General features: G+C 30.9%; 9 protein-coding genes and 1 pseudogene. 5 read left to right on the top strand and 5 right to left on the bottom strand.

What is annotated here, in order from left to right; genetic code table 11:
- Positions 1–582: 582 nt before the first annotated feature.
- The 4 genes from hblC (at position 583) to ACXVYO_RS13900 (ending at position 7,480) form a co-directional block, all read left to right on the top strand.
- On the top strand, positions 583–1,902 hold the full coding sequence (gene hblC / locus ACXVYO_RS13915) for a hemolysin BL lytic component L2 (protein ID WP_458467481.1): 1,320 nt from the start codon (positions 583–585) through the stop codon (positions 1,900–1,902).
- Positions 1,903–1,967: 65 nt separating this feature from the next.
- Positions 1,968–3,194, top strand: coding sequence for a hemolysin BL lytic component L1 (hblD, locus tag ACXVYO_RS13910; RefSeq protein ID WP_458467480.1), 1,227 nt, complete (start codon positions 1,968–1,970; stop codon positions 3,192–3,194).
- 31 nt (positions 3,195–3,225) lie between these two features.
- The gene (gene hblA / locus ACXVYO_RS13905; RefSeq protein WP_458467479.1) at positions 3,226–4,359 is read left to right on the top strand and encodes a hemolysin BL binding component B; all 1,134 of its coding nucleotides are present in this window, start codon (positions 3,226–3,228) and stop codon (positions 4,357–4,359) included.
- A 511-nt stretch (positions 4,360–4,870) separates the two neighbouring features.
- Positions 4,871–7,480, top strand: a complete 2,610-nt coding sequence (locus tag ACXVYO_RS13900; RefSeq protein ID WP_458467478.1) for a putative mucin/carbohydrate-binding domain-containing protein — start codon at positions 4,871–4,873, stop codon at positions 7,478–7,480.
- A 204-nt stretch (positions 7,481–7,684) separates the two neighbouring features.
- Here ACXVYO_RS13900 and ACXVYO_RS13895 read toward each other — a convergent pair whose 3' ends face one another.
- The 5 genes and pseudogenes from ACXVYO_RS13895 to ACXVYO_RS13875 form a co-directional block, all read right to left on the bottom strand.
- A complete protein-coding gene (locus ACXVYO_RS13895) occupies positions 7,685–8,812 on the bottom strand; it encodes a Ger(x)C family spore germination protein (RefSeq protein ID WP_458467477.1) in 1,128 nt (375 codons plus the stop codon).
- A complete protein-coding gene (locus ACXVYO_RS13890) occupies positions 8,809–9,912 on the bottom strand; it encodes a GerAB/ArcD/ProY family transporter (protein ID WP_458467476.1) in 1,104 nt (367 codons plus the stop codon). Before ACXVYO_RS13890 ends, ACXVYO_RS13895 begins: the two co-directional genes overlap by 4 nt.
- Positions 9,899–11,407, bottom strand: a complete 1,509-nt coding sequence (locus ACXVYO_RS13885) for a spore germination protein (RefSeq protein WP_458467475.1) — start codon at positions 11,405–11,407, stop codon at positions 9,899–9,901. Before ACXVYO_RS13885 ends, ACXVYO_RS13890 begins: the two co-directional genes overlap by 14 nt.
- An 844-nt stretch (positions 11,408–12,251) precedes the next feature.
- Positions 12,252–13,295 (bottom strand): Fic family protein, encoded by a 1,044-nt coding sequence (locus ACXVYO_RS13880; RefSeq protein WP_458467474.1) that lies wholly within the window; start codon positions 13,293–13,295, stop codon positions 12,252–12,254.
- A gap of 1,646 nt (positions 13,296–14,941) precedes the next feature.
- Positions 14,942–15,265, bottom strand: a pseudogene (locus ACXVYO_RS13875) (hypothetical protein).
- Positions 15,266–15,880: 615 nt separating this feature from the next.
- Between ACXVYO_RS13875 and ACXVYO_RS13870 the strand changes: the two are divergent.
- Complete coding sequence (locus tag ACXVYO_RS13870) at positions 15,881–17,257, top strand: lytic polysaccharide monooxygenase (protein WP_458467473.1); 1,377 nt, start codon at positions 15,881–15,883, stop codon at positions 17,255–17,257.
- The last annotated feature ends 82 nt before the right edge of the window (positions 17,258–17,339 follow it).

Here is a 17,339-nt window from a genome sequence, read left to right as displayed (position 1 = left end):
TAGTAAGTATATAAGTAAAAAATTTTATTACATAGACATTCTATCCCCTAGAGTGCATGAGGGGAGTTTTCTCCTGTGGTGTTCGTAGTAACAATAATATTATTGGCGTATGTATGCTAGTTACTCCTAGATGGATATGTAATTTTACATATTCATCTAAAAGACACATATGTGTCAATCACTATTAAATTATATTAAAATTATTTTTGGATGAGGGCTTGATATAGGTTTTGGTGAATAAAAGGATTTTTACGTTTAATTATCATAGTATAATTATTTCACTTTATGAAATGAAATTTAAATTTAACTTTTTTAAATATAATATTTTATAATTTGAATAATAAATATCTGAAAAATCAAATTTAATAAAAGCGATTTTCTGGTTTACTTATGAAAAACATAGTGTTTAAAATGAGGGGGAAGTAAGGTCCTTATATTCTATCAAAAATAAATAAAAAACGAGATACGATTACTCTATCGAAAAAATTTCTCTCCTCAAGTGTGTGTGATGAAATCCTAACGTTAGGTTGTACAACATTTACGATTAAAACTGTAAAAAACAATAGTGAAGAGGTGTACGGAATGAAGAATAAAATTATGACAGGATTTTTAATAACATCAATCGTTACTGGAGCGACTATTCCTATCAATACTCTCGCAATGCCAATCGTTCAGGCAGAAACGAAACAAGATAATATAGATATTTCCTCAGCATTACGAAAAATAGGTGCACACTCCAAATTAACACAAACCTTTATAGATGGAGCCTTAGCAAGTTCGAATGTGCAACTTGAAGAAGTTCCATCTTTAAATACAACTCAATTTCTAATTAAACAAGATATGAAAGAGTGGTCATCAGAACTATATCCAAAATTAATTCTATTAAATTCAAAAAGCAAAGGATTTGCAACCAAATTTAATAGCTATTATCCAACATTAAAAGGATTTGTAGATAATAAGGAAGATAAAGAAGGATTTTTAGATAGACTGGAAGTTCTTCAAGATATGACTATAACAAACCAAGAAAACGTGCAACGTCAGATTAATGAGTTAACAGATCTTAAACTACAGGTAGATAAGAAACTGAAAAATCTTGATACAGATGTGGTAAAAGCACAGAGTGTACTTAGTTCAGAGGGAACAGGAAAAATAGACAAGTTAAAGAATGAAATGCTAAATACAAAAAAATCAATTCAAAATGATTTACAGCAAATAGCATTATTACCAGGAGCTTTAAATGAACAAGGGCTAAAGGTATTCCAAGAAATTTATAGTCTATCAAAAGATATCATTGAACCGGCTGCTCAAACAGCAGTAGTAGCGTATAACAAAGGAAAAGAAATAAACAATGCTATTGGAGAAGCAGAGAAGAAAGCAGAGCAAGAGGCAACAGAAAAGGGAAAATCAGCTATAGAAATTGAAGTTGCCAAAAAAGAGGCACGTGAAACGATAGAGAAAAGTAAAAAAGGTGAAATTGCTGCAGCTGCAGTTACGAAAACGAAAGAGTATGATCTTATGAAAGTAATTGATCCTGAAAAAATTAAAAAAACATATAGTACTTTTGCGGAAATTAATAAACTAACAGCAGAGCAACGAGCGCATTTAGATGATCTAGAGAAACAAAATCAAAAATTATATGACTTAACAACTAAATTAACAGTAGCAGATTTACAAAAATCAATGATTCTTTTCATGCAAAATGATTTGCATACATTTGTTAATCAAGTAGATGGAGAAATTGAGCTATTGAAACGTTATAAAGAGGATTTGAATCTAATAAATAATAGTATTACAAAATTATCGACTGAAGTTGATACGAATAACATTCAGTCTCAAAAAGATACATTAAGACGACTAAAAAATGTAACAAATCAACTCGAAGAACAAGTTAATAAATTTTAATATTAAGAAATAATATTTAACGAAAAAATTATAACGCAACTGAAAATAAGGAGGAGAATCAAAAAATGAAATTTCCATTTAAGGTCATAACTTTGGCCGCTTTAGTAACGGTTATAACTGCTACGAATGGCAGTACTATTCACGCACTTGCACAAGAACAGACAGCACAAGAACAGAAAATAGAAAATTATGCGTTAGGACCTGAAGGGTTAAAGAAAGTGTTGGCTGAAACAGGCTCTCATATTCTTGTAATGGATTTGTACGCAAAAACAATGATTAAGCAACCGAATGTAAATTTATCCAACATTGATTTAGGTTCAGGAGGTGGAGAATTAATCAAAAACATTCACCTGAATCAGGAACTGTCACGAATCAATGCAAATTACTGGCTAGATACAGCGAAGCCAAACATTCAAAAGACAGCACGTAATATTGTAAATTATGATGAACAATTTCAAAATTATTACGACACACTAGTAGATACTGTAAAAAAGAAAGATAAGGCGGGCCTCAAAGAAGGAATAGGGGATTTAATCGGTACAATTCATACAAATTCAAATGAAGTTACGGAAGTTATTAAGATGTTAGAAGCTTTTAAAACAAAGTTGTATACAAATACTGTAGATTTTAAAAATAATGTTGGAGGTCCAGATGGACAAGGGGGATTAACGGCTATATTAGCGGGAAAACAAGCACTAGTCCCACAACTTCAGGCCGAAATTGAGAATTTACGTTCTACGCAGAAAGCACATTTTGATAATGTATTAGCCTGGTCAATTGGTGGTGGATTAGGAGCAGCTATTTTAGTTATTGGAACGATTGCAGGAGCGGTAGTAATTGTTGTGACCGGTGGCACAGCGACACCAGCTGTTGTTGGTGGTCTAACAGCTCTAGGGGCAGCTGGTATCGGTTTAGGAACAGCAGCTGGTGTTGCGGCATCTAATCATATGAACTCTTATAATGAAATTTCTAATAAAATCGGAGAATTAAGTATGAAAGCCGATCTTGCTAACCAAGCAGTTATTTCACTTACTAATACAAAAGACACGTTGACATATTTGTATCAAACAGTGGATCAAGCAATCATGTCTCTAACGAATATTCAGCAACAATGGAATACGATGGGAGCGAATTATAAAGATCTATATGATAATATCGACCAAATGCAAGAACATAAACTTTCTTTAATACCTGATGATTTAAAGGCTGCAAAACAAAGTTGGAATGATATTCATAAGGATGCAGAATTCATTTCAAAAGACATTGCTTTTAAACAAGAAAAAACAAACTAAAAATCAATATATATGTATAGGAGGAATTATAATGAATAAAAACTTTCCTTATAAACTACTTGCTGTATCGACGTTTTTGACTCTGACAACAACTACTGTAGTTTCTCCAGTGGCAGCCTTCGCAAATGAAAGTAAAATGGAACAAACTAGTACCGAAGATATATCTCTTTCTGTAAACAGCGAAAAGATGAAAAAAGCTTTGCAAGATGCTGGGGTATTTGCAAAATCTATGAATGATTACTCTTATTTGTTAATTAAAAACCCAGATGTTAACTTTGAAGGAATTGACATTAAAGGATATACAAATCTACCTAGTCAAATTCTACAAGATCAAAAGAATGCAAGAGAGCATGCTACGAAATGGGATTCACACATAAAAAAACAACTTTTAGATACACTGACGGGGATTGTAGAGTATGATACTAAATTCGACAATTATTATGACACATTAGTAGAAGCGATTAATGAAGGGGATGCAGATACATTAAAAGAAGGCATTACAGATTTACAAGGTGAGATTAAACAAAATCAAGCGTATACACAGAATTTAATACAAGAACTAGCTAAGTTAAGAGATAGTATTGGAGAAGATGTCCGGGCATTTGGAGGTCATAAAGATATTTTGCATTCGATTCTGAAAAACCAAGCATCTGGAATTGATGAAGATGAAAAGCGCCTAAATGAAGTTTTAGAGCAAGTAAGACATTTTAAACAAGTAGAATCAGATGGAATTATAACTGTATCAATTCCCTCAATTCCTACGTGGATTGCTGGTGGTGTAATGATAGGGGTAGCAAGAAATAATTTAGGTACGTTAGAGCCATTGTTAGCACAATTACGTCAGACTATAGATTATAAAGTGACATTAAATCGTGTAGTTGGTGTTGCGTATAATAATATTAATGAAATGCACAATGCGATTGGATCGGCTATTAATGCACTTACCTATATGTCTGCACAATGGCATGATTTAGATTCTCAATATTCGGGAGTGCTTAGTCATATTGAAAAAGCATCCCAAAAAGCGGATCAAAATAAATTCAAATTCCTAAAACCTAACCTGAATGCAGCGAAAGACAGTTGGAAAACGTTAAGAGCAGATGCGTTTACATTAAAAGAGGGAATAAAAACATTAAAAATGAATCCTGTTTCTTCAAAAAAATAGCGGAATACGGTATTTGTTGTAAGGGCATTTATACAGTTATAAAATGATTTTTTGTTCTTTATAAATTGAAAAGACGGAGGTATAATCAGGCCTCTGTCTTTTGTTTTATTGAAATGTTTTTATAATTCCATCCTATATGTAGAAAGTAGTTATACAAGTTTGAATTTTTAAGGTGAATAATTTTTATGAATTTTTCCGTAAAACCTAATCTATGATTAGTGAGCTTTATATTCTTATTTTCCTAATTGAATACTTTTATACAATTAGATGGAAGTTAAGAATACTAAATCAAAACATAATAGGTTGTTATTGATGAGTTTATCGTAAAGTTGTTATTTTATGTGTCATCAAATAACATTTATAAACAATTAGAAATAAAGAAAAGGAGACTATTATGAGAAAAAATAGAGTATTAGATACAACATAAATAGCGTAAATAGTTTTTGATGTAAAAACATGATAAATAAAATAATAGTCCTTACATGTACTAAGGGAAAATGAGGGAGATAATATGGGGAATAACTCAAAATATAAAACTAGAAAAATACTTGCAGCCACCGCTACAGTAACTATGCTTGCAACTGCAATGATTTCTACAACAGATATCATTGCAGAGGAAACAAAGCAGCAAAAAAAAATATCGACATCACTGCAAGAGGGAAAGTTAGTTAAATCAGAAAACAGAACATATACAGTCCCAGGAAAAGGGGATGTTGAGGTACTGAAACAACAGGAAAGAAAAAGTATGGCATTTAGTCCATATGAACCCACTGGTTTATATGCAAAGCCAAATGAACAAATAACGATTAATGTAGAAGGAAATCAAAATATTCAAGCATACATTGGAACGTATTCGTATGATGCTTCTTGGAGAGAAGATTCTAAAATAAAATCATTTACATTAAAACCTGGTATAAACACAATCCAATCGCCAAATGGAGGAATGATTTATTTTTACAATAAACAACAAGGTGGTACCATTCGAACAACGGTCACAACTGGTGGAACGACTACTCCTCTCTTTGAACTAGGCAAGCATACAAAACAAGATTTAATAAACATGCTGGACCAATATCCCAATGCACATGCAGTGGAGTTAAAAGGAGAACGTGTATTAATTACGGCCAGCCCTGCACGTGTTAAGAAATATTTGTTAGGTTCTAATACAGATCCTGTACAACTTTTAAAAAAGATGGATGAAGCTACTCGAATTCAAGACAAAGTAGCTGGTTTATCTGAGGAACAAGTAGATAAACATTATATTCATTACGTAGAAGAAAATCATTCTCCCGATTATTATATGTATGCAACTTCTTATCGAACCGCATATGTAGGGGATGCAATCCAATACGTGTTAGATATTAATAAATTTATAAAAGATGGCTGGGGTCCTTGGCATGAGGCAGGGCATTTGAGACAGCAATCACCTTGGAAGTTTTATAATATGACAGAAGTACAAAATAATATTTATAGCCTTTCTGTAGAAAAAGCATTTACATCTAACCAATCTTTTAGATTGCAACAGGAGGGCGCTTATACTAAGGCATTTCAATACTTAGAACAACCTAATAAAAATTATGATGAAGTTAGTGATGTTTTTGTTAAGCTTGTTATGCTTTGGCAACTACAGTTAGCATATGGAGAGGATTTCTACCCTAAATTGCATCAATTGTATAGAGACATGCCTTCAAATGAACTTCCACAAACTGATGAAAATAAAAAACAATTATTTATGATTTCGGCATCAAAAGTAGCCAAACAAAATTTGATACCTTTCTTTGAGAAATGGGGATTACGTCCAAATAACGATACCATTCAAAAAGTAGCTGCATTAGGGTATCCAACTTTAACAGCAGAGATTTGGAAGGGGACAGATTCTAATCCAATTAAACCAGATATACCTAATGTAAATAATATTTTAGAAGGAAACAAGTTTGCATGGTCATTAAAAGGGATTAGTGATTTCGAATTTGCTAAAATCAATTTCAATAAGTCGACAGAAGAAGTGCATATTGACTTAAAAGCAGGCGTACCGCATCATTATTTTAATGAAACATATGCGAGTATTAAAGTACAAAATGCATCAGGCAAAGTAGTATACAATAAAGACATTTATGGAAACAAACAACAAAATGCTGAATCGCAAAAAGTTCCAGTTAAAGTAGGAGATTATATTGAGTTAACACATTTAGAAGGTGTGCATAGAGCTACTTTCACAAATGTAGATAATAGTAAACAAGAAAGCTTTGGAAAAAAAGCAATGTACGAAGTTACAAAAGAAGGCCTGAAAAAAGTAGAAAAAATGCCAGAATCAACAATTTTAGATGGAAATCAATTTGCATGGTCACTAAAAGGAATAAGTGATTTTGAGTTTGCTAAAATCAATTTCAATAAGTCGACAGAAGAAATGCAAGTTGACTTAAAAACAGGCGTACCACATCATTATTTTAATGAAACATATGCGAGTATTAAAGTACAAAATGCATCAGGCAAAGTAGTATACAATAAAGACATTTATGGAAACAAACAACAAAATGCTGAATTGCAAAAGGCTCCAGTTAAAGTAGGAGATTATATTGAGTTAACACATTTAGAAGGTGTGCATAGAGCTACTTTCACAAATGTAGACAACAGTAAACAAGAAAGCTTTGGAAAAAAAGCAATGTATGAAGTTACAAAAGAAGGCATGAAGAAAGTAGAAAAAATGCCAGAAACAACGGTTTTAGACGGAAATCAATTTGGCTGGTCTTTAAAGGGATATAGTGATAGAGAAATCGCAAAAGTAGATTATAATAGGGCAACAGAGAAAATGCAGGTGAAGTTAGAAGCAGGTGTACCACATTCTTACTTTAATAATACGTATGCAAGTATTAAAGTACAGAATTCATCCGGTAGTGTTGTGTACAATAAGGAAATAGTGGGAAATAGACAACAAACTGCTGAAAGTCAAGCCGTGCCCGTAAAAGTGGGAGATTACATTGAGTTTACCCATATAGAAGGGGAAACAGTAAAGGAAAAGACACGCGCTACACTTATTAACTTTGAGAATAATAAACAAGAATATATAGGTAAAAAAAGAACATATCAAGTTACTTCTACGGGATTAAACAAAATAGATTAACATGAAAAGCATTCAAATTATTAGTTAGATGCCAAATAGTCGTTCATTATGAACGGCTATTTGGCTTTTATTTATATAAAAGTGAAATGAAAATACACTCTCTATTATATATACTCTTGTTTTCATCAACAGCTATATTTTTTAATATAACTTGTAAAAAATAACTCCAATGAGAAAATTTGTCAAATAAAAGAATAGGCTAATCTAATTTCTAATGGTCCCAGTATCTTTTATTTTGACGTGTGTCTTTACATTTATTTTAGCCTCTGCTAACGCTTGCAACCAATCTCCTTTTACTTTTTTCCACTCTTTATATTGAAAGGCTCTAGCATATAGGGATAATCCAATTGGGTCAATTTTATTCTGCTGTATTTGATTTAATATATTTTGTAAATTATTATTAATTTCTTTTTCAATAGCACTTTTTAAATTATTTATATTTTTTTTATTATCATAGTGCCCCTTAACTAAATTCGTATTGGTTTTTTCTATTAAAGCTATATTAGCATGTATATTGAAATTAAATACAAACTTTCCGTTTTGAAAAGTAACATCTACCTTCCTTGTCGCGTTCTGTACGAAGATAGAAGCGTTTGTCTTTTTGTTTGCTTTTTTAGGGGGAAGCGCAAGGTGTAGTATCATTCGGCCGTTACTTTTTGGCTTATTTATAAGATTGAAAAATTTAACATCTTTTTTAGGGATATAAGTTAAATATTTCCCTTTTCGATTTAAAAATGCAATTCCTACTGTGTCGATTTCATTCATTTTTTTTTTGATAATTGGAACAGTTTGCGTCATTCCTTCTTCATTTTGTTCTCTCATTAATTGTTGAATTGTAGAAGAGACGGATTGGTTATTTTGAATAGAGGATTCGATTACACCATTTATATAAGATGAAAGTGATGGTTTACTAGGCTTGTGAATTTTAAAGATTTCTTCTGCAGGTCCATCTACAAGTACTACTTTAGCATTAATGGTAGCGTAAGGGTCACGGTAAGAAGAATCAAGCTCCTGCAACCAATTTGCTTCTTGCGCTAATTTTTTCCCAATTAAAATGATTTCAGCTTTGGAAGCTGTCATAAAGCCAGTTAACTTCGTATCTATCTTACTGAATCCAGTATATACAGTTGATGCTTGTGTCCAATGTTCTATAGTACTTTTTGGCTGTTTATGATGAAAGAGTGGTATACTTGTTCCAACTTTTATGTCTCCATTAGAGCTTCTATCCAGGCCAATTAACAGGATTAATGAAACCTTTTCAAGAGGAATTCTCTGACTACAACCAATTATATATACACAACAAATTACAATCCATATCCATTTTCGAATCAAAATTGTTTCCTCCTAGTAACCCAAGTAAAAAGAATACTGTAAGCGAAAAATAAGATCGGTAATAGAATAAAGAAAATGACATTTAAGATATCCATAAGAGAATATATAAACAAATATTGATCTACATCGGGATTTAGGAAAATAAATAGTCCAACTATAAATAACATAAAAGCGAGCAGCGCCCAATTGCGGGCGTTTTTTTGAAGTGAAATGGTCACAGATTCAAAACTGAAAAATAAATACGGATATATTGTAGTAGAAAATACAATCAAATAGTAAGCGATATATATAATTTCTAATCGTTCTATGAATGAAAAACGAACCCCTTTTAACAAATGAAATACTGGCCAAATTACGTCTTTTATCCCCTCCGGACTAAAGTATATGTAAGAAAGAATAGTCACATATAGATAGAAAAACATGGTTCCAGTATTCGCTATTAGTATTCCTTTTATGGCTTTTTGTTTTTTTTGTAAGAACGGATAAATAAAATATGCAATTTCTAAGCCAGCATAAGGGGTAATTGTTTCTTTTGTTGCCTTTACAATAGGGTATAATCCATCTTTAATAATAGGTAGTAGGTGTAAAGGGTTGTAGTTACTCTTTAGTGAAAAAAGAAGAAATAGTGGCATCCAAGTAGTGAAGAAGAAAACAAGCATAGAATAACTAGTAAGAGCCCTTAAACCACTCAGGGCCAAAATAATAAAAGGTAATAGTAATAATATGGTGATTTGATAAGCAGGAGTGGAAGGGAATATCCATACTTTTACAATATCAGTTGCTTTTAATAAAGTATTAAAGCCAACAAAAAATAGATAAAAGGCATATAAAAGAAAAAGAATTGTCCCTATCCATTTACCAAAGTATGTTTTTAAGATTTGTGAGAAATTTTTATTAGGATTTTTTTGTAACATTAATATAATAAATACGCCGATTATAGAAGTAGTTATCCATCCAAGGATGATAGATATCCAACCATCTGTGCCAGCCGTAGTAGCAAGTGGACTTGGCATAATTAACATACCTGATGCAAGTTGCAGTGAATGGATGAAAACAATAAATTCAAATAAAGTTATGTTTTGAAATTTAAGATTCCCCATGCGAACCACCTTCTTTTTTCTTTTTTTGTTTCGGTTTTCCTGTACTCGAGCGGGTGGTTATCATAGAAATAGGAAATCTTACAAAAGAATCTTTTAACTCTTCAAGCCGAAATGGTGCTATTGGCAATCCGTATGGTGAACCATACGAAGTTAGTGAAACAAAATGAGCAAATAAAAGCATTAATCCACTAACAATACCTACAATCCCATAAAAGTATGCCAATAACATCATTGGAAAACGAATAAGGCGTATAGAACTTGATAAGTCATAATTAGAAACAATAAATGATGCAATGGCGGTGATAGATACGATAATAACCATAACGTTACTTACAAGACCAGCTTGAACAGCCGCCTGCCCAATTACAATCCCTCCAACAATTCCAATTGTTTGTCCAATCGGTTGTGGTAAGCGAATACCAGCTTCACGTAGCATTTCGAGTGTAATTTCCATTATAAAAGCTTCCAATAGGGGAGAGAAAGGGACTTTGACTCTTGACGTTGCAATAGAAGTGTATAAATCTATTGGAATGATTTCAAAGTGAAAAGAGACAATAGCAATATAAAATGCCGGTAAAAAAATGGCGATAATAAATCCTGCAAATCGTAATAAGCGAAAAAATGATGCAATGAGCCAATGTATATTATAGTCATCTGGAGTTTGAAAAAATCCAATTAAATTCATTGGAACAATCATTGCACCAGGGGATCTATCCATTAACACTGCTACTTTCCCATCAAGTAAATGATTTGAAATTGCATCTGGACGTTCGCTTAAATAAGCCTGTGGAAAAGGAGTCCAATTTTGATCTTTTGTATAATTAGATAGTTCTCCAATGCTCAATACCGCATCCGTTTTAATTTTACAGATTCTAGTTTCTATTTCTTGGACTACATCTGCGCTCGCAACATCACCTAAGTAAATTAAATAGACTAATGAAGTTGCTCTTTCTCCAATCGTCAGCTTTTTGATTTTTAACTCTGTAGAAGGAATATATCGACGAATTAAGCCTATATTTTTTGTGGCATTCTCAATAAATCCATCATGTGAGCCTTTAATAGTAACTTCTGAAATTGGTTCTTGAATTGTTCTTTCTGCCCAACCTTTTGTATTTATTAAAAGTGACCGCTTTTCTCCTTCCATAAATAGAACACATTGACCCTCAAGTAATCCTTCTTTAATTTCATTCCACGTATATACTATTTTGGTATGAGTAGCAATAATATTAGAATTAAATATTTGACTGTCTTCATTTACTTTTTGTAATAATGGTGTAACAACATTGCCTTTTAAAGCGACACCATCTGTAAGGCCTTCAAAATAATATAGTAAAATATTCGTGTTTGTTTTTAATTGCAAAGGATGTTCAATCAAATCTGCACTAATATTAAAGATGTTATCTAATGTATTTTTAAGCTCTTTTAAGTTACTTGTTTGGATCTTTTCAATGGTTTTATCTGTCTTTGTTTCTAGGGTCTTTTCATTTAAGGACAAAATTGACACCTCTTTAATATATAACGATTAGTTGTAGTTATTATTTTTATATGTTTGAATTTTATTCACTAATTTAAATGGATTGAGATCAAGAATAACTAAAATTGAAGTACTATATTATAAATTCAATAATTGAGAGTAAAAAAGTAGATGTAATTTGTGTAGAAATCTAAATATAAAGATAGAAGTGAAATTTGAATGATTATAATAAAAAAGAACCCTTGATAGGTTCTTTTTAATAGTTGATAAATATGTTGTCAACAATAGATGGCGATAAAGGTAGTAATTTAGATGTCTTTATGTTACTCAGCTGAATTTTGTAGGAAGAATTATTTTTTCATACCTCAATGCTCAATAAAAAAAGGACATTTCATTTATTTGGGTGTTTTAGTGTATTTGAATTTTGCACGCTAACAAATTTTGTTTAGGGACAAAATGTGAAGTTTTATTCTGAAATAACAGAAAGTTAATGCGGCAAAATTCCTATTGGTAATTTGGATAGGTATCAAATATTTCTTTGGCCTTATTTTCTTGATATGATCGTACGTTTATATGTTTCTAAGGGAAAGAAATATTTTCATTTTTATTACCAACTATTGTTTGATTAAGATGGTAACACGAAAATGAAACGTTTGCAACCAGAAAATAAAGAAAAAATATTAAAATGCGACTTTTTTCGACAAATATTCCTATAAAACGTTTTGTAGGAATTAGAAATAACTAAATTAGTAATAATAGCTTAATATATTAAAGTGAAATTCAATGAATAAGAGTCCAAAGGCATGAATTTAAATGATAAAGTTATAATTTTCTTTTTTGAACTGTAAGTGTTTTACAAGTATAGTCAAACTTTAATCCAACTAGCATTTCTTCCTTTTGTCACTAGCTTAATATGGCCAAACAATTGCAAAGAATTTAAAGCCTTACTGATTGTACTCTCTGCTATGTCTGGATATGTGTTACGAATACACTCCTTAGTAAAGGGTTGTTTTTGTTTAAGTATAAAATCCTGAATTCTTTCCACTTTAGTATGCTTACATATAGAATCTAGAACTGTATTATGAAGATCTTTGTACGCCTCTAATATAATAGTTAAAAACGTTTTTAACCAAAAGCTACTATTATGTTCCTCGCAGTACCAATTTACCGAAGATTTATAAATCGAATTGTAATATTCAGATTCATTTTTCTTAATGTATTTATCCAGACATACATATTTTACAAATGTATTTCCACTTTTAATTAATAGCAGTTGCATTAACATAAGTGCCAATCTGCCGTTACCCTGATTAAAAGGAACTATGCAATAAAAATTAAATATAAAACGAGCTATTAATAAAAGTGAATGATGGCCCTTACTAGAATTTAATGAGTTATATTGATCACATAATCGTTCCATTACTTGTGGAATAAGCTCATGTGGAAGAATGCGGTAACTATTTAAGTGCATTCCGTTTTCAGGAATACCTGGAATAGTAAACGGTTTTTCGCGCCATTTGGCACTGTCAGAGGTAATGTAATGTATTAATTGAAAATGTAATTCCTGTATAGTCTCTGGATTGATTAATAAATCACAGGAATTCTTATGTACAAAAGTAAGTGTTTGATAAAAGCAAAAGATAGCATCTTCCGAAATATTTTGAGGTAATATATCATCTAAAATAAGTTCTTTTAATCTTTTATTTGGGACTTTTATATCTTCATAGGTAGTAGTAAAGTTTTTTATGTAATGAAGTGGTATGGTTTTTTCTAAGCTAGTAAATATATCAGGATTTTGTTCCTGATAAGCAGCTAATTTTCCTTTTAATTCACTAATTTCACTGATTATATTTAATAGTCTCCTTTTTAATTCAATATTTTTATACTTGTCATCGAAAAAATTTCTCATTTTTATTCCCCCTGTAACCCCTTAACATGCTGTTACATAAATCTTTCCATTCTAAAGATAGTTTACAACATTATTTTGAAATAACAATATATTTATTTTGATTTTGAACTTATTTTAGAATCAAAATTGTTATTTAAATTTGATTAACGAGTTAGAACTTATAATTAATCATGTTTGAATAAAAATTGAATATACACAGATAGAAAATATAATTTTAGAATTATTATTAGTGTAGTTTGCTGTATTATTGCTGGGAATTTACTAGAAAGTAACTAATTTTCACAAATAAAATAAAGAAATTTTAAAGAGGAATCAATAGGATCTAATTTGAATAGGCATAATCCTAACATTAAATGTGCAAATGTACAATAATTAAATGAAAAAAATATGAAAATATCGACTTTTTTCGACAAAATAAATTTAGATAGAAAAACAATCTAATGTAAGAAAATTGTTGCTTTAGATGGTCTCTGCATTTTATAAATTAATATTGAAGGAATTATCAAATGATTTTTACGAGTAATAAAAGAGTAGATATATAGATTAAATTGTGACAATTATAAAGTTAGTATTCTCCATTTTCATTATTTAATTTAACAAATTTAATAATAGTAAGGTAACTTTTCTATATTTAATATAAGTATTTGATGGGTTATGCTCATAAAAAGTGTCATTTTCTATATATCCATGTAGCATTTAGTACTTGTATTGCGAAATGTTTTGACATAAGTTAATTTAAATATTAGGTACAGAAACATTTTAAGGAAAAGAATCAGTATAAAAGTACCCTGAAAAACGTTTCACCCTAAAAACGTTTTTCCTCAAGAGGTTTTCTCAGGAGCACTAAAGGTTTTTAATTTGTTTCTGTGCCTTATTAGATAAAAATAATATAATAAGTTATTTAGAAAAGGTGAAAAATTCCCCCATTATAAAGAACCTTTTATATCACTTAAAGTCCGTATGGTCTAGTTAAAGTAGGAATTTAAAGAAAAGGAAAGGGCTAGCTCTAGTTATAATTAGTGCAATAAATAGGGGGCTACTCAAATTTTTTTGTTTGATTTGGTAGGATTAATATTAACGTTTGTTGGACTAGGTGTATTAAAGTGCATACCTTTTTGATTCAACCGATGAGGCGCTAATCAAGGATTTAATCATCTAGAATTTAGAAAGGTTAAATGTGGAACTGAATTTTCTACCAAATTAGTAGTGACTAAAACAATCCCCTTAAATTGAACTATTCACTACTTAACGTCCTGATAGATTGTTTGAAGTGTTAGTAGGCAAATCTAAAAATAAAAAAGGATATTCTACTCTTCTTTTATGTATATAAAACAAAGTGTAAGGTAAGTTCCAGATCCAAAGTGTTTTATTTAATATTCATTCAATTTCATGCGTACTACTTTTATTTTCTTAAGAGCATGTATTTGCGTGGATGCTCTTAAGAGAATAAAATGTCTAAAAAAATAAGTATAAGCATACATTTTAAAAATTGATATATCGTATATTATAAAAAACTCATTGTTCTTCAAATAACGAACAATACAATGTGAATGAAACTCTCAGAAGAATTTACATATAGAATTCACCTTAACTTAAAAAACCACATTTTATGCAAAATTATATTTGCTGCTATATAAGGCTGGGGGTTAACATGACCAAAACTTGGTGTAGGTTCGTATTCCTTGTAAAATAAGTGATTCTTTACTGTTTTCTCTAGTTGTATCTATTAATGATTCATCAGGTTTCCTTCCAGTGGAAGGGACATAAGTTGTTACTATCCTTGGAAATATATTAATAAACACCCATTCAAATTTGTCGATATTTCTATTTCCAAATTCTAACGTTTCAATTGGCTTAATTGTATTTTCACTATCAAAAAATTTTATTATGTAAAACCTTTATGAGAGGTCACTACTATGTTCAATAGTCCAAATTAAATTTTCCATTTTCTTGATTTGCAACAAGTTCATTTCCAAAAATCCTTTCATACATAAATATAGCGAATGTTCCTATTCTATACTATATATCTTTAAATTTAAATAGTTATCTTATACGATAAAATAAAAAAAAGTTAATACTCTAAAATTTATCTTAGAAAAGGACACACCTACGCATACATATGCTATAGGTGTGTCCTTTTTTAGTTGTTTATAAGTTTCCTACAGAGTTATTGAAGTAAAGTTTCAACAGTTTCTCCATAGTGAAGTGGGATTCATTATATAAGATTCATTTAAACCGTATATTAAGTTCATATGAATCGTATATTGGAATTGTACAATATGTGTGTAAGGCGTTTCTGGAATTATATTATTTTGAAAATATAAACTTCAATATATCAAAAAGTAAGAATATTAAACCGTAATCGATATTTGGATTTTTTGTGAATCTTTATTGGTTTTTTATAAACTCTTTACTACATAATGTTACAAAATAGAATTAATTTGCTTAATTTAGCCCCATATCAGGTTAATAAATAAACTAAATGTGTTTATGTTATTGAACTATTAATATATTAGTAGGTGATTTGTTCGTTTATCCCTATATTGCTATTATATTAGCGTAAACAATATATTGGGGGGACAAGTATGAATTTGAAATTAACATCTAAGTTAGAAAGATTAAGAAAAAGTAAAAAAGGAATGGGTGCTTGTGTTTTAGCTGCAGGAGTGACGGCAATTACAATGATTCCTCAAAGTGCATATGCACATGGGTTTGTTGAAAAGCCGAGTAGTCGTGCTGCTTTATGTAGTCAGAATTATGGAGTATTAAATTTAAATTGTGGAAATATAATGTACGAACCTCAAAGTTTAGAAGCACCTAAAGGATTTCCAGATGGTGGACCGATTGATGGGAAAATCGCTTCGGCAGGAGGACTGTTTGGAGGAATTCTTGACCAACAAACATCAAATCGCTGGTTCAAAAATACGATTAAGGGTGGAGCAAATACATTTACATGGAAATATACAGCTGCACATCTTACAAGTAAATGGCATTACTACATTACAAAAAAGGGGTGGGATCCTAATAAACCATTAACACGTGCTGAATTAGAACCAATTGGAGCTGTGAAACATGACGGTTCGGCCGCATCAAATAATTTAACACATACAATTAATGTACCAACTGATCGCAATGGTTATCATGTTATTTTAGCTGTATGGGACGTAGCAGATACGTCAAATGCATTTTATAATGTAATTGATGTAAATCTAGTAAATAATGAAACTCCCGATATAGTAGCTCCAAGTCAACCAACAGGTTTAAGTGCGTCTAAAGTTACTGCCAATAGTGTTGCACTAACGTGGGAGGCCTCTACGGATAATTTAGGTGTAAAAGAATATCAAGTGTTACGCAATGGAGAAGTAATTGATACGGTACCAGGTACAACATTTATTGATAAAAAACTAAAGGGAAATACGGAATATACCTATACAATAAAGGCATTAGACTCGGCTGGAAACATATCAAAAGAAAGTGAAGAACTAAAGATTAAGACAACAAATGAAACCCCAGATAAAGAAGCTCCGACTCAACCGAAAGGATTACATAGTATGAGTACAACAGCGACAACTGTTGATTTGATGTGGAGTCCGTCTGAAGATAATGTAGGAGTAGACCATTATATTGTATATAGAGAAAGTGCTGGAGTTATGAATAAAATTGGGACAACGGATAATACATCCTTTATGGATAAAGAATTGAAGGCTAATACATCGTATAAATATGTAGTAACAGCGGTGGATTTAGCTGGAAATGAATCTAGTAGAAGTGATGTATTAAATGTAACAACAAAGGCAGAGGATTCCACATATGAAAAATGGGATGCGAGAAAAGCATATACTAAAGGTGATAGAGTAGTATATGAGGGGAAAGTGTATGAAGCAGTTCAAAATTATCAAGGTAATGGTGACACAAATTGGATTTTTGCCCTATCGCTTTGGAAGCCAGTTTTGAATAAATGATAAGTAGGAAAATATAGTTAACATTTTTGGGTTTTCTTTGGAAATAAACGGTCGTTCTAAATATAAATTCTTTAATGGTTTA

The sequence above is a fragment of the Bacillus sp. BC08 genome (assembly GCF_054326875.1).
This window is presented reverse-complemented; position numbering and strand designations above follow the sequence as displayed.